This window comes from Bacillus sp. REN16, assembly GCF_020731355.1.
Classification (GTDB): domain Bacteria; phylum Bacillota; class Bacilli; order Bacillales; family Bacillaceae_L; genus Ferdinandcohnia.
Window position 1 is genome coordinate 1 of sequence record NZ_JAJFZK010000008.1, and the last position, 15,447, is coordinate 15,447.

A 15,447-nucleotide genomic window follows, 5' to 3' on the forward strand; every position below is an offset into this window, starting at 1 on the left:
GGGTTTCCGTCAAAATGAGGACAAAATATCTCGTCATTTTCTGGACATTTCATGATGTCATTAACAAAGTACATTATGAAGCTAATATAAAGTAAAAGGGTGAATAAAATGATTAAATCGTTTTTAATGTTAGGACAGTCAAACATGGCGGGACGCGGGTTTATCCATGAAGTCCCCCCGATTTTTAATGAAAGAATCCAGATGTTGCGTAATGGCAGATGGCAAATGATGACGGAGCCGATCAATTATGATCGTCCTGTTTCAGGAATAAGTCTAGCCGGTTCATTTGCAGATGCATGGTGTCGTCAAAATCAAGAAGATACGATTGGTTTAATACCTTGTGCAGAAGGTGGAAGCACGCTGGATGAATGGGCGGTAGATCAAGTACTTTTTAGACATGCAATAACGGAAGCGAAATTTGCTATGCAGAATAGTGAATTAACAGGAATTCTATGGCATCAGGGTGAAAGTGATAGTATAAATGGTAACTATAAAGTCTATTACAAAAAATTACTTTCAATTATTGAGGCGCTTAGAAAGGAATTGAATGCTCCAGATATTCCTCTCATTATCGGTGGTTTGGGGGATTTTTTAGGCAAAGAGGGATTCGGAAAAAACTGTACAGAATATAACCTTATTAATCAAGAGTTGCAAAAATTTGCATTTGAACAGGACAATTGCTATTTTGTCACAGCCGAAGGTTTAACATCTAATCCTGATGGAATACATATTGATGCAATATCTCAAAGGAAATTTGGTTTGCGCTACTATGAAGCCTTTTCTAATAAGCAGCATGTATTGAAGCCGCTAATAAATGAAAATGAGTTGCTCAATCTCATTCCCTCAAGAAATCATTCAAAATCGGAAATGATATATATGAAGATTTTAGATTTGTCGTTAGGAAATATATCATATGAAGAATTTGAATCTCAGCTTATGCAAATCAATGAAGGGTAACTTTTGTATTCTAAATTAAGATCTCTAACAAGGAGAAAGCAATGAACAATTATAAATTAACCATTCAGTATGATGGTGGCCGTTACAAGGGTTGGCAGCGACTTGGTGATGGTGACATTTCCATTCAAGGGAAAATTGAAAATGTATTAACAGAGCTGGCAGGAGAAAAGATTGAAATCATTGGATCTGGACGTACGGATGCAGGTGTACATGCTCTTGCGCAAATCGCTAATTTTAAAATGAGTAAGAATGCAACAGAAGATGAAGTGATGCATTATTTAAACCGATATCTTCCTAATGATATTAGCGTTGTGGATGTTACGATCATTCATGATCGTTTTCATGCGCGCTATAATGCGAAAGATAAAACCTATTTGTATAAGATTTGGAACATGCCATATCCACATCCTTTCATGAGAAAGTACAGTATGCATGTGGAGGAAAAGCTTGATATCGAAAAAATGAGAAAGGCAGCTCACTATTTTCTAGGTAAGCATGATTTTACTTCGTATTCCAACGCAAAGTCGAAGAAAAAATCCATGGTGCGTGAAATATACTCACTTGATATAAATGAAAATGCGGGCTTTATTGAAATCAAAGTGAGAGGCAATGGCTTCCTATACAATATGGTGAGAAAAATTGTCGGAACGCTAATTGAAGTTGGATTAGGAGAAAAAGATGCAGCTGCAATCCCAAGTATTCTCGAATCAAAAGAAAGAATTCAAACAGGCCGCATGGCGGATGCAGAAGGATTATATTTGGAGAGGGTTGGGTTTTAAACTATCACCTTATATTTTATACCAACAATTACTTTTGAAAATAGTAATAACGCGAAAATTGGAAGAGTTATACTATCAGGAATTAGAAGAATCTGAGGAGTATTTTGCGGAAAGCATTAGCATGCAGCGAAAAGAAGCGTCCAAAAAGTCTGAACTATTTTTATTACTCCAGGTAGTATTGCCGCTTGCTTAGATGGCATTAAGGTTAAATTTTGGATGTTGGTTTATAATTAATATAAAACCCATAATTTCATAAAATTTAATTCTGGTGCCTGTCACTCAGTTAACCCCTGTGTTGCCAGGCACAATCCGGACATGTTGAGTATATAGCCGATCGACAATAAAATGATTATTGTTAGTGTAATAATAAGGAAAATAAATAATGTTAATATCTGGATAGCTTTTGTGAAAGCGTGATATAATCAGTGTAGGATAAATTTAAAGGTGTGGTTACGATGAGAAAAATGGATTTTTCCGAGTTAAATGAAACAATTTTTGAGAAGAAAAGTGAAGTTGAGCGGACCATTTTACGTACCAAATCTTCTGATAGACTATTTAGAACAAGACCTCGAGATGAGGGTGAGGCTAAGATATTAGATGAGTTATGCATACAACGTTGGAAAAAGGCTGAAGAGGAAGGGAAGATAAAATATATCAGTAAGCGGATGTGGGACTATGAACTCGATTAATGATGCAAAACAAAAGATCATTGAATTGGAATCTAAAAGTAATTTTGAAAAAATGGTGCAAGTAGCTGCCATTCTTACAAAAGTCTTGGAAGAAAAACACATCCGCCCAGTAATTGTCGGCGGTTTGGCAGTAGAAATCTACACTCGTAGCGACTACACAACGGTCGATATTGATATGATTATTAGTGATCGTGAGCTTGCGGGGGAAATTTTAGTGCAACTGGGGTTCAGTGTTGAAGGTAGACACTGGTATCATGATAAATTAATGGTCAGTATTGAAATTCCAAATGATATTTTAGAAGATGCCGATGATAGAAAAATTACTAAATTGCGTATTAGTGAAAATTACTGCGTGTATGTTATTGGAATAGAAGATATCATTTTGGACCGTTTAAGAGCATGCATACATTGGAAATCAAGTTCTGATTGTGAATGGGGAAAAAGAATGTTCCTCCTTCACTATGACCGTATTGATATTAAATATATGAAGGAAGTTTCTGAAAAAGATTTAACTAGAAAAATGTTAGACAAATGGATAGAAGAATCTAAATGAATTTGTGAATTTTCACAAAGTACAATGTTTTTATAGAAAGAGGGCCTGCCCCCAGCGGATTAATGCGAAACCGCGACTTGGGGTCAGGCCCTTTTAGTTTCATCATTCAGCTCTTTTGGTATTCTATCAAACTAATTGGTTATAATATTATTATACATAACCAAATATTGAGGGATAGATATGAATGAATATGAACGACTGCGAAAAGATATGTCAATTATGAAACATATTAAATAAATCAAGGATTGATACCATTTTATGTTAAAATATATTTGAATATTCAGAATCTCTGGTAAACCTTGTAGTGGAAAAGATAGGGGGATATATATGGAGAGTCAAAAACAAAAAATCAAAAAAAATATTCGAAAAAACCACGAAAAACAAACAAATACATGAATCTGTGCTACTTATAGAAAACTCTAATGGAGATTTTTCATACCAACTTGAGTATGGAGGTAAGAAGACAGATTCCCCCATCCTAACGGCAAGTATTACAAAGCTGTTCACAACCACTTGTATTCTTATTTTGAGAGAGCAAGAAAAACTGTCACTAGACGACAAAATAGCAAAATACTTTGAAGAAGATACGTTGAGTAGCCTTCATATATACAAGGGGCACGAATATTCCATGGACCTTACGCTTTCTCATTTATTATTTCATACTAGTGGATTGCCTGATGCCATAGAGGAAGGCAGTAATAAGGCAAAAAAACGTGCTATCTATAAGGATAGGCAAATTAGTATTGATGAAACCATCCTGAAAACGAAACAATTGAAACCACATTTTGAACCGGATATGGGAAAAAGAGCCCATTATGCAAATGTAAACTTTGATTTACTAGGAAAAATAATTGAAATAGTTACTGATTCAACCTTAGAAGATGTTTATAAGCAATTTATTTTCGAGCCTTTAGGACTTCAAAATACATACCTTCCGATAGAAAATGATGATTTTGTTCCCAATGTTTACTATAAGGACACCCCCTTCTATCTTCCGAAAATGATTAGAAGTATTCGCGCCAGTGGCGGTTGTATTTCTACGGCTCGTGAATTAATGATATTTATCAAGGCCAGGAATGAGTTCAACTCACCATGAACAAGTGATTGTATACGAGGTATTTACATCTTTCATAAAAATTAGAAAGTTGGATAAATGACTTTAAATTGACGTTAGCGTCAATGTTATACTTGGGAAAACGGAGGGATACTCAAATGAAATCTATTAAAGTAATAGCAAAAGAATATGGGCTTTCTACACGTGCGTTACGCTATTATGAGGAGCTCGGTATATTAAGTTCGCACCGGGTAGATAATGGTATCCGACATTTTTCAAAAAGGGAGGAGGCAAAGTTGAAACTGATTCTTAGGGGAAAAACGTATGGATTTTCACTTGAGGAAATTAAAGAGATGGTATTGCTGTTTGATTATGACCGCTCCGGAAAGAAGCAACTAGAGAAGACGATCGAATTCGGCCAACAAAAGTTAAAGGAAATTGACAGTAAAATTGAAGAACTTTTAGAGATTCGCGAGGAAATTGTGAAAACGGACCGTTTATTTCGAGAAAAATTACAGTTGTTAATGGAGGATGAAAAATGAATATTTCAAATTTATTATCTCGACATGCGAGAAAGTATCCACATAACATTGCCGTGATCAGTATGGAACATGAAACAACCTATCAAGCGTTAGATGAAGAAGCGAATCGATTAGGGAATGTTTTACTTGAAGCACATATTTCAAAAGGTGATAAAGTGGCCATTTTTATGCCAAATGTTCGTGAGTTTGCGGCACTTTATTTCGCCATTCAACGAGTTGGCGCCATTGTAGTTCCGGTAAATGCAAAGTTTGTAACGAGTGAACTTGAGTATGTTCTTTCACATAGTGATGCAAAAGCCCTTTTCGTTCATGAGTTGTTAATGGAACAAGCAAAAAAGGTCCAATTTACTGGATTAAAAGTAAAAACTGGGAAGGAAATGGCTGATTGGCAAAGTTATGGTGAACTTGTAGAGAAGGCAAATAATGATGCAGTACGATGCAATCTTGTAGAGGATGATGATTCAACATTACTTTACACATCTGGCACGACAGGCAATCCCAAGGGTGTGTTACTGACAAACCGTAATGTGTTAACCGTATCACATATGATTGCGATTGAGATGGAGGTAAAACCTGAAAGCCGATTACTCATTATGATGCCACTTACCCATTCAGCACCATTAAATTTATTTTTCGTGACAGCCATTTTAGTTGGCGCAACGGCTGTATTCACACCGACATTTACACCAAATTTATTTATTGACACGATTGAAAAGTATCGAACGACACATTTCTTCGGAGCACCGGTAGCCTATTTATTAACGGCTTCTAATGAAAAAATGAAAACAGCAGATTTATCCTCGATGAAATATTGGGTTTATGGCGGGGCTCCATTATCGAAACAGGAAGTTGCTTATATCCAAAAGCAATTCCAAACAGATCGCCTCGTTTGCGTCTATGGTTTAACGGAAGCGGGTCCAAGCGGTACGATTTTGCATGCAGAAGAGCATTTAGAGAAGCCAGGCTCTATTGGCCGTCGCGCTCCATTCGGTACGGAAATCCGGATTATTAATGAGGATAATGAAGACCTTGCACCAGGTGAAATTGGTGAAATCATCTTATATGGTGAAGGAAATATGAAGGAATACTATAAAAATCCTGAGGAAACGAGCAAGGTATTTATTGATGGCTGGATACGCTCGGGCGATTTGGCTTTCATGGATGAGGATGGTTATTACTACATTGTCGACCGTAAGAAAGATGTGATCATTTCTGGCGGTGTAAATATTTATCCAAAGGAAATTGAGGATATCGTTTTGCTGCATCCTGCTATAATTGAAACCGCTGTTATAGGTATTCCGCATCCAGAATGGGGCGAAACGGTGAAAGTAATTTATGCGGCGAATACTGAGCTACCAGAACAGGAAGTACGAACGTTTTTACAAGATAAATTAGCAGCCTATAAAATCCCTAAAATTTACGAGCAGGTAGAGTCATTGCCACGTAACGCATCTGGCAAAATTTTAAAGCAGCATCTAAGGGAGGAACAAGCGCATGCAAGTGTTGGCGAATAAACAACAAAAGAAAAATAATTTTTATGAAAGTGACGAAACGCTACATCAGATTTTAAAGCAAAAGCTTTCACCAGCGTTTTTTCAGTTTGCTGATCAGGAGCTTCTGAAGTTCGGTGAGCGTTGTGCGGGTCCAATCGATCAGCGTGCGAAGGTAACAGATCGAGAAGGTGAACCGAGACTGCAGCGCTATGATGAATACGGAGAAGAAGTGAGCCGGGTCATTGTAAATGAAGGCTATTTGCAAACGGTTAAAGAAACGTATGAAACAGGCATTGTTGGTTATGTGCATAAAGACATTCCGGCTCTGAATCAGAAGGGGAATTATGTGTATAGCTTTGCACAAGGCTATTTATTATCGCATGCAGAGCCTGGCTTTTATTGTCCTGTAACCTTAACAATGGCAACGGCATTTTTGTTAGATCATTATGCGAGTGACGAGCTCAAGCAACGGTTTTTACCACATGTCATTGCAACAGGAGATGTAGAGCTTTATGAAGGGGCAACCTTTTTAACTGAACGTCAAGGAGGTTCAGATGTTGGAGCGAACACATTAGAGGCAAGATGGGAAGATGGTCAGTGGCGCCTATATGGCGAAAAATATTTTGCTTCCAATGCAGGAATGTGCGGTGTGGCAATGGTACTCGCTCGAAAACAAGGTGCACCAAGCGGCTCAAAAGGGCTGACACTATTTGCGGTTCCGTGGCATACGGAAGATGGCGCACTTAATCATTTACGCATTCGTCGATTAAAAGATAAATTAGGGGTAAAGGCTGTTCCATCAGGAGAAGTGGAATTTGAAGGGGCGATTGCTTACGTAGTGGGTGATCCAGATAACGGACTTTACTATATGCTTGAAGCATTAAATTTATCTCGTATTTGTAATGCAGCTGCGTCTCTAGGCATCATGAAGCGTACTTTAGATGAAGCACTCCATTATACAAGTGGTCGCACGGCATTTGGTTATACACTCACAGATTATCCGATGGTGAAAGAAACGCTCTCAACACTAAAGGCAAAGTGGCATGCTTCTCTAATTGGGTTGTTTGATTTGATTGAACGATATGATAGAGTGACTAAGGGTACAGCTAGCAAAGAGGAACAGCTTGTGGTACGCCTATTAATTGCTCTGCTGAAAAAGGAAACAGCAGAACATGCCATTCATTTCGCGCATGAATCGATTGAGCTACACGGTGGAAATGGATTTATCGAGGATTTTGTATTAGCACGAATGCTTCGTGATGCACAAGTATTAACGGTGTGGGAAGGGCCAGCCAATATTTTGGCACATGAGCTAATCAGATTATCAAAAAAAAATGCCCATCAAACATTACTCACACAGCTAGGTAGTACGTCTCACCCGTTATTAAAGCAACGTGTGGCTGCGTTACAGCAAAAGTTTGAAACGTTTGTAAACTTACCAGAGGCAATTCAAACACTTGAAGCCAAACCTTTAATGGTCGAGCTTACTCAGTTGTTTGAAGCGGTATGTGCAGTTAGACACGGTGAATTACATGGTAAACGTGAGCAAAAGTTAGCTGAAATTTATATTGAACAGTTTTTAGAAAAGCATTCGTTTGGAGAAGTACCACTAGCTGTTAAGTATTATTCACAAGTTTAATATCTAGATAAGTATATTAAGTTATAACTAAACATTAAAGCAGATGATTTAGACGGACATACAATGGAGTCTAAGTCGTCTGCTTATTGCTGGTTCTTTAACACAGTAATGAAGAAAATTTGCAAGCCTAAAATATGCAGGTTTTATACATAACTTGCATATTTCGGCCTTTTTACATTTATAAAACATACTGCAATATATAGCATTACAGGGAGTTTTTTAATTTTTGTCTAAGCTTTAATCGCTTCTTCACCACTTTTTCTTTGGCTTTTGAAGTCAGTAAAAAAGGTAATGAATGAATTGAGTGTATTCAAATTGAGGAGCACGGTTTTTCTTGTGGAGGGACTGTTTAATATACTACTCTTGAAGCTGGCACAACCTCAATACCCCGATCTAGTACTATCAGGTTAGCAAGAATTTGGTTATGATGCTTAATAATTTGGGTTGCAGACAATTCACCCTCATGCGTCGTATATCCATCCTCGACTAAGGTTACATGGTAACCAAGGGACAATGCCGCCCGGCAGGTAGTATCCACACAATACTCGGTTCTGAAACCAACGACAACGAGGTGTTCGATGCCAAGTTGCTGCAGTTTTTCAGCCAAGTTTGTACCGTAAAAAGAATCTGCCGCTTGTTTGGGAATAATGACGTCCTCGGCTCGAGGATTGATCCCTGGAGCAAACTTCCAAAATTGTGTTCCATTTCTAAGCATACCCTCATCCTCAAATTGAACATAAAAAATGTGCGTGCCCTCCATTTCTGCCTTGGCAGTCAATTGTTTAATCACTGATAAAGTTTCTTCTTTCTTATGTGTGCCCCAAGATGGTCCTAAGGGTTGACGATCTGCTTACTCTAACATCCGAACGTGAAAGAGCGGCTGTTTTTAAATTAAGGAGAGTGCTTTAATATGCGTATGAAATGTTTGTGTGTAACCACCAATGGTAACGTATATGAGATTCCAATTAAACAAATTGATGCGAATAAGGTCGTAAAAGAAGAGATATCTAATCAAATGGTTTTAATGGTAACACTTGCATATGAAACAGAAAATAGAAAGCCATATCAGTTAGGTCCTATTTGGTTTGAACGTGTGGTCTTTGATGAGAATGGTGTTTATGATTTTTCAGATGATCATTTATCAGAAAAGAATCATGTACTTCTTGAATATGCAATGTCAGGTATTACAACAGGTGAGAACAGTCCATTACCAATACCTCCAGCGCCAATTATTCCTTCTGAGAATGAATCTCAGGCTATCAAAACTTACCTTAATAAAAAATATCCATTATTATTAAAGAATTCCCCGGATGCCATCAATAATAGTATTCGAAGAAGCAAACAGATTCATGAAGAAAATATAAAGAAATTAAAAAAATCTCATAAATCTACCTAGTAATCACTTTGTATAGGTGCCAAACTCTTAGTAAAGTTAAACGTTAATGCAATGGGAATATGGCATCATTTTTGGAAACTAAAAAAGTAATTAACAATAATGATAAATTAGGGAATGTATGATGGCAATGATGGATGAAAAAAGAAAAGAATTGCATGATCTAATAACTGCTGCTCCATCGGAAAAACTAAAGGAACTTGAAGGGCTTATTAGAATTCTTACATTAATTCCGGAAGAAAAACCAACTGAAGAAGAAATGAAGATTATAGAGCAGGCTGAAAAAGAATTTGAAAATGGTGAAACCTATTCTTTTGAAGCAGTCTTTAGAGACGAATAATAATCGGGCTAGAATAGGAAATACGGAGTCCTTTTAAGATCATAGACGATAAACTTGTCGTGGATGATGTTGTAAGTAGGGCTAAGTATACAAAAGAATATAATTAATGACAAAGCATAAATAGTGCGGAATGTGTTAAAAGTGCAAAAATAAATGAAGAAAGACAGATGTGTTTATTTCTCGAATTATTTGCATGTGGTATTATGTGATTAAACATACTCTAGGTGAGTGGGGGATTGCCATGGAGATAAAATGGGAAGAAGTTAGCTGAACAAATTTTGAGGCGTTTATGTTCCATGCTTTGGGACAGGCTGGGTTTAGAAACAGAGAATGGCATGGAGAAGGCGGAAGTGACAGAGGACGGGATATTGTTGCTTATACATATGAAGAATTACCATTTAAACTGGGCTATGAAAGAAAATGGGTTTTCCAGTGTAAAAAGCGGAAGAAAATGCCAAGTTTAACCGAAATCACCAATGATATGATAAAAGCTGCTAGTCATAAGCCTGACTTTTGGGTATTGGCTTTATCTTTCAATCCAACATCAAATCAAATGGATACAATATATTCAAATGCTGGATTGTACCTTGATAAAACCAAGTGTCGAATAATGATTTTAGCTGAAATAGAAGAAATCATTAATAGTAATCCCAATTTAATTAATGTTTTATATCACGGTAAACTAAAAAAAAGGGATGATAATGATGCCAATCTTTGATATACGCTATAATTCGAAATTGGAAGAAGTAGAGTTAGTTTATCCAAATGGAAAAACTGATGTTTTAGCTACGGACTCACCAACAGAACCAATAAAATCTCCAGATAAAACTAAAGCGGTATATATTTCCCCTTTAGAGTGGGAAGCACCGGGTAGTTTATATCTTGTGGATCTAAAAATAGGTGAACAGGAAGAACTAGTTGTTCCCGAGGATGGTTATATACCCAAGAACGTAATATGGCAGGATGACGAACATGTTTTGGTGATAATTGGTTTTGGTGATGGCACAGTTGCCGTTGGTGGTAATATATACAGTGTGAACATAAAAACGAAGGATAGAGCACCAATAACAGAGTATGATGATAATGTTCAAATTTCAGACTTACATTTGGAAGATGGTGTACTTCATTATCGAGGTATTAAGTACAATGATGAAAACTTCATGAAATCGGAAATATATACAAACAAAATTGTACTAGATTCTTTAAAAGCCTATTGATTAATCAATAGGCTTTTGCGGTTCATGGACTCAATTATTTCTTCATTATAAGATTTATCTTGGGTACAGAGAATAAATCCATTCATGTACCCTTTTATTTTTCCTTCTTATTGATTTCGTACATCTTTCGCGCTAATTCCTCCAGGATAATAAGAAAGTAATAATAAATGAGCAATCGAGTGTGAGGTTGTATCAATCCCTATATTTCTATGCATACTTGGTAAAGTGATGATAGTATTGATTATAGCTATTCATTTTATTAAAAGGAAGGTTTATCCATATGATATATTTAAAAAGCTTTAAACTTTCCCCTCACACAGTCAAGAATCCAAATGCCTATCCCATACAATGTGTTTAGAAAAATAAGTAGAGAAGTGTTTGTCTTTAATAACATTACAGTTTTGTATGGTAATAATGGTTCCGGCAAATCCACGCTGTTAAATTTAATAGCAAACAAGCTGAATATTATAGGGGCTGAGGGACTTACGAATAATGCTTATAACCATTACCTGCTAGATTACATGTCGGCTTGTTCATACAGCTTAGGTGAATATAAGAGTGACGGGGAGTCAGAACGAATACCGGATAATAGTCAGTACATCAAAAGCGAAGATATCTTATATGAGATCAAGAAGATTCAGCAGGAGGCCGTTCTTAAGGAAGGTTACCTGTATCAACACTCTAAATTGGGGTATACGAAAGGGCAGCTGGAAGAGTTGAAGCATTCTTCACAGATGTACAAACAAATCGAGATTATGAAGTTTGCCAATGAAAAGTATTCCAACGGAGAGACATCCATGCAGTTATTTGATGAGTATCTTGCCCCAAATGGATTATACCTGCTCGATGAACCTGAAACATCTCTTTCACCGACAAATCAAATTCAGTTGGCGGAAGAAATCAATAATCTGGCAAGATTTTTTAACTGTCAGTTTATTATAGCGACACATTCTCCGTTTATGTTGGGAATACTGGATGCTAAGATTTATAATCTTGACGCTTCCCTTTTAAGAACATATAGATGGGCTGAACTTGAAAATGTAAGATTTTTCTACAACTTTTTCAAAGATCGTAAGAAAGAATTTGAATAATTAACAGAAACAGCTTTGGGCCTTCAGAGTGTAAATTGGCTCAAAGTAAAGATAGGAGCTCACCAGCACCCAACGTGTTGCCACATACACTAGGCGCATGTTGAGACGGTATCACAGAAAGGTTTACTATAAGCAGCAGGTCCATAATGTGGATTCCTGCTGCTTATATTAAATGGATTCAAAATGCACATTCCGTTGACATGATTCCACGCGCTGATTGGCATTTTTAGCTTGTTATTTATCTGTGGAACAAATTGTGAAACAAGAAAATTCGGGTCGTCACTGTGACGTACATGGGCACTCCCACCCACATCCATTGCCAAAATCCAAAAGATGCAAATATGATATAATTATATGTTGATAGATTTTTTAGGAGTTGACATCATGAGATGGATTTTTCAGAAGAAATGGTCAGTTATTGGGATTGCGATTTTTTGTTCGCTCTTGTGGGGAAGTGCGTTTCCTGTTTTAAAGGTAAGCTATGAAGAGCTGCAAATGTCCCTCGATGATGTGATAGCAAAGGTTGTATTTGCGGGAATACGCTTTTTGCTTGCAGGTTTGTTGGTCTTAGGATTTTTATTATTTATAAAGCCGAAAAGAGTATTGGTTTCGAAGAGGAATTTTCTGATTCTCCTTTTGCTGGGTGTGATTCAAACAGCCCTCCAATATTTTTTCTTCTATAATGGATTAGCAAAAGTGTCGGGGATGCAGGGGGCGATTTTATCGACGGTTGGAACCTTTTTCACTGTTATACTCGCTCACTATTATTATAAGAATGATAGATTAAATTGGAAGAAATCAATTGGACTATTTGCTGGTTTCGCTGGAATTGTGGTAGCAAACTGGGGGCAAGAGCTTAAAATGAGTTTTCAATGGGATGGCGAAGGATATATGATTCTAGCGGGACTCACTGGTGCGATTGCAACAATCATGGCCAAGGAACTGTCAACTGGGATTGATCCATTTGCGATTACCGGATGGCAGTTGAGCCTTGGTGGACTTGTCATGCTTATTATTGGTCTGCCGATGATGGATACAGGATCAATTACGTTTACACCATTTGGATGGGGACTATTAATCTACTCTGCTGTACTCTCAGCAGTTGCGTTTGGTCTTTGGTACACGTTGTTAAAATATAATCATGCTGGGGAAATTACCATTTATAAGTTTATTGTGCCGGTTTCTGGAACAATCCTGTCAGCCATTTTCATACCGGGTGAAAAATTGAATTTGTTTATTCTAGTGGCTATTGCCATGGTAGCAATCGGTATTATTGTACTGAATTATCGTGGAAAAGGGAATAAAGTTAGTAAGACAGCGAAAAGAAATGTTTCATGACTAATTTTTGAAAAAAGGGGAGCTCAAATCATGGATAACAACGATATATTAATTCGGTTAAGATATGCTTTGGAGTTAAAAAATAAAGAAATGGTCGAGATCTTTAATTTTGGTGGCGTGGAAGTAACGGTACCAGAGGTGATAAAGATCCTTACAAAGACTTACGATGATGATGAAATTGAGAATGAAGACCAAATAAAATGCACTCACAGTATGCTGGACTCCTTTTTAAATGGGCTTATTATTTACAAAAGAGGGAAGCAAGAGCCGAAACCAGGACAGCCTAATCCTCCAGAACCTACGCTAAAGACAAGCGGAAACGTCAATAATCTTCTATTAAAGAAAGTCAAAATTGCACTGGCTTTAACAACTGAAGATATGCTCGATATATTTGATTATGCAGGGTTGCGGGTAACAAAAGGGGAACTAGGTGCTTTATTACGAAAAGAAGGGCATAAAAACTATAAAGAATGCGGAGATAATTTCGCTAGAAACTTCTTAAAAGGGCTAGCGGTCAAATATAGGGGATAGCGCTGTTAAAGGATGGGAAGAGGGAGTCAGGTACTGTTAAATAGTATCTGACTCCCTTTTTAAATTATTGATTTGAAGAAATATGCAATAAAAATATTATTTGGTTTAATAAATATTTATTGAAAAACAATAAAAATTATATTAAAATCAGTATTTAAAGGAGGTATAATTATGGACATTAGCAATTTGATTATTGAAAATATTTCTAACCCTCATGAACTGGAGATACTGTATAGAAAGGACCCGAAAGGTTTTAAAAAGTCATTTTCACACGTATGGGAACAAAATCCTGATTCTAAAGTTCTTGGTGTTTGGCATGAAAGATTGAATTTCAAGGAAACGGCAAATACAGAGAAATCTTCCTTGCTTCAAGAAGGTTTTTTATTTATGGGCATTTTAGCCGTTCTGGCCGGGATAAGCACAAGGATCATTTTCCATTTTGTCGAACAGGAAGCCATTGCTCCAATTAACCTGGCTTTTGGTATTATTCCCTTTATTGCAGCTTTTTTTGTTTACAATAATACTCCAAAAAAAAGTATTATTTATTGCCTTTTAGTGTTGTTCCTAATTTCCGGGTTTTATCTTAATACGTTGCCATTAAATTATAAAGACAGTATTATCCTTGTTTATTTACACCTTCCTATATTCTTATGGGTATTGGTGGGGCTCGCATTTACAGGAAATGAATATTCAAAAGGCAGTTCAAGATTAGCCTATATTAAATTTAATGTGGAATATTGTATTCTCTACGCAAGTATGGCCGTTAGCGGTATGGTACTAGCCGCATTAACCATGCAGTTATTTAGCTTTGTTGGCTTAGATATAGAAGACTTCTATTTTAGCAATGTCGTTTTATTTGGTGCTGCCGCGCTCGCTATTGTGGCTGCATACCTGGTTTCTATGAATCTTAAGCTTGCTAAGAATATTACACCATATATCGCTAAAATTTTTAGTCCTCTTGTCTTGGTCACATTGCTGGTCTATCTAATAACGGTTATATGGGTCGGAAAAAATCCATTCTTGGATCGCAATTTCCTGATAGCCTTCAATGGTATACTTCTAGGTGTATTGGTCGTTACCATATTTTCCATTATCGAGAGCGACGCAGACGAGAAAAAGAGCATTTCAGATTATATAAATTTTGCCTTAATTGTTCTTGCGCTTATCATTGACAGTGTGGCTTTGTCAGCCATCGTGTTTAGACTTTCTTCTTATGGGATTACGCCGAATAGAATTGCGGTTTTAGGAGTAAACATACTTATCTGGGCAAATTTAATTTGGATTATGCTATCCTATCTGCGTTTTCTGCAAAACAAATCCGGACCTGCAACGATCCAAGATGCCGTCACTAAGTATTTGCCTGTCTACGGACTTTGGGCAGCCTTCGTTACATTTACCTTTCCTATACTTTTTAAGTAGAAAGGGACTAGTTCTCGGAGCCTGACCCCCAGTGGAGTAAAGCTTTAATATGCTGAGATGAGGCGCCTTTTTGATGATGTTAAATAAGAGGAATTTTTTCCGTTAACTGCAGAATACAGGGTGTTCTGGTTGAAATTAGAGTAGATTTTCCGGTTAATCTAAGAAAAAACGTTCATTTTCAATTCTTTTGATTAAATAACGGAAATTTTTCCGTCTATTTAAGTACTTTTCAGTTCTATCTCCGAATTAGAAGAAATTTTTCCGCTTATTTATCAAGGGTTTAGTTAATATACCTAGTGAGGGCTGTTCAACCCTAGATAATTTGAACCGCAAAGCTAATAAAAGTTAAAAAACAAACCAAAATGGCCTGTTCCTATTGCACACGTTAGAGTGTACACAAGAGGAACAGGCC

At 36.8% G+C, this 15,447-nt stretch carries 16 protein-coding genes and 1 pseudogene; 16 read left to right on the forward strand and 1 reads right to left on the reverse strand.

What is annotated here, in order from left to right:
- Positions 1-108: 108 nt before the first annotated feature.
- The 8 genes from LKW28_RS12400 to LKW28_RS12435 all read left to right on the forward strand — a co-directional run bounded on the left by LKW28_RS12400 (position 109) and on the right by LKW28_RS12435 (position 7,706).
- The gene (locus LKW28_RS12400) at positions 109-957 is read left to right on the forward strand and encodes a sialate O-acetylesterase (RefSeq protein ID WP_229140686.1); all 849 of its coding nucleotides are present in this window, start codon (positions 109-111) and stop codon (positions 955-957) included.
- 41 nt (positions 958-998) lie between these two features.
- Positions 999-1,736: a tRNA pseudouridine(38-40) synthase TruA gene (gene truA, locus LKW28_RS12405; RefSeq protein WP_229140687.1), complete on the forward strand. Its 738-nt coding sequence runs from the start codon at positions 999-1,001 to the stop codon at positions 1,734-1,736.
- Between the two features lie 455 nt (positions 1,737-2,191).
- Positions 2,192-2,425: a hypothetical protein gene (locus LKW28_RS12410; protein ID WP_229140688.1), complete on the forward strand. Its 234-nt coding sequence runs from the start codon at positions 2,192-2,194 to the stop codon at positions 2,423-2,425.
- On the forward strand, positions 2,412-2,978 hold the full coding sequence (locus LKW28_RS12415; protein WP_229140689.1) for a nucleotidyltransferase: 567 nt from the start codon (positions 2,412-2,414) through the stop codon (positions 2,976-2,978). The genes LKW28_RS12410 and LKW28_RS12415 overlap by 14 nt, the downstream gene beginning before the upstream one ends.
- A gap of 304 nt (positions 2,979-3,282) precedes the next feature.
- Positions 3,283-4,074 (forward strand): serine hydrolase domain-containing protein, encoded by a 792-nt coding sequence (locus LKW28_RS12420; protein ID WP_229140690.1) that lies wholly within the window; start codon positions 3,283-3,285, stop codon positions 4,072-4,074.
- 116 nt (positions 4,075-4,190) lie between these two features.
- Positions 4,191-4,574 carry a MerR family DNA-binding protein gene (locus LKW28_RS12425; RefSeq protein WP_229140691.1) on the forward strand — a complete coding sequence of 128 codons (384 nt, stop codon included), beginning with the start codon at positions 4,191-4,193 and terminating at the stop codon, positions 4,572-4,574.
- The gene (locus tag LKW28_RS12430) at positions 4,571-6,088 is read left to right on the forward strand and encodes a class I adenylate-forming enzyme family protein (RefSeq protein ID WP_229140692.1); all 1,518 of its coding nucleotides are present in this window, start codon (positions 4,571-4,573) and stop codon (positions 6,086-6,088) included. The genes LKW28_RS12425 and LKW28_RS12430 overlap by 4 nt, the downstream gene beginning before the upstream one ends.
- Positions 6,069-7,706, forward strand: a complete 1,638-nt coding sequence (locus LKW28_RS12435; RefSeq protein ID WP_229140693.1) for an acyl-CoA dehydrogenase family protein — start codon at positions 6,069-6,071, stop codon at positions 7,704-7,706. The genes LKW28_RS12430 and LKW28_RS12435 overlap by 20 nt, the downstream gene beginning before the upstream one ends.
- A 349-nt stretch (positions 7,707-8,055) precedes the next feature.
- On the opposite strand, the pseudogene LKW28_RS12440 reads toward LKW28_RS12435, so the two are convergent.
- A pseudogene (locus tag LKW28_RS12440) lies at positions 8,056-8,517 on the reverse strand (isochorismatase family protein); the annotation flags it as partial.
- A 99-nt stretch (positions 8,518-8,616) separates the two neighbouring features.
- On the opposite strand from LKW28_RS12440, the gene LKW28_RS12445 reads away from it, so the two are divergent.
- From LKW28_RS12445 to LKW28_RS12480, 8 genes are all read left to right on the forward strand, one after another.
- Positions 8,617-9,102, forward strand: coding sequence for a hypothetical protein (locus LKW28_RS12445; RefSeq protein ID WP_229140695.1), 486 nt, complete (start codon positions 8,617-8,619; stop codon positions 9,100-9,102).
- A 121-nt stretch (positions 9,103-9,223) separates the two neighbouring features.
- Positions 9,224-9,439: a hypothetical protein gene (locus LKW28_RS12450; RefSeq protein WP_229140696.1), complete on the forward strand. Its 216-nt coding sequence runs from the start codon at positions 9,224-9,226 to the stop codon at positions 9,437-9,439.
- 289 nt (positions 9,440-9,728) lie between these two features.
- Positions 9,729-10,157 (forward strand): hypothetical protein, encoded by a 429-nt coding sequence (locus LKW28_RS12455; protein WP_229140697.1) that lies wholly within the window; start codon positions 9,729-9,731, stop codon positions 10,155-10,157.
- Positions 10,144-10,656: a DUF4652 domain-containing protein gene (locus LKW28_RS12460; protein ID WP_229140698.1), complete on the forward strand. Its 513-nt coding sequence runs from the start codon at positions 10,144-10,146 to the stop codon at positions 10,654-10,656. Before LKW28_RS12455 ends, LKW28_RS12460 begins: the two co-directional genes overlap by 14 nt.
- A gap of 332 nt (positions 10,657-10,988) precedes the next feature.
- Positions 10,989-11,747 (forward strand): AAA family ATPase, encoded by a 759-nt coding sequence (locus tag LKW28_RS12465; RefSeq protein WP_229140699.1) that lies wholly within the window; start codon positions 10,989-10,991, stop codon positions 11,745-11,747.
- 384 nt (positions 11,748-12,131) lie between these two features.
- Positions 12,132-13,085 carry a DMT family transporter gene (locus tag LKW28_RS12470; RefSeq protein WP_229140700.1) on the forward strand — a complete coding sequence of 318 codons (954 nt, stop codon included), beginning with the start codon at positions 12,132-12,134 and terminating at the stop codon, positions 13,083-13,085.
- 30 nt (positions 13,086-13,115) lie between these two features.
- Complete coding sequence (locus tag LKW28_RS12475) at positions 13,116-13,616, forward strand: DUF1456 family protein (RefSeq protein ID WP_229140701.1); 501 nt, start codon at positions 13,116-13,118, stop codon at positions 13,614-13,616.
- 171 nt (positions 13,617-13,787) lie between these two features.
- Positions 13,788-15,035, forward strand: coding sequence for a DUF4153 domain-containing protein (locus tag LKW28_RS12480; RefSeq protein ID WP_229140702.1), 1,248 nt, complete (start codon positions 13,788-13,790; stop codon positions 15,033-15,035).
- Positions 15,036-15,447: the final 412 nt, after the last annotated feature.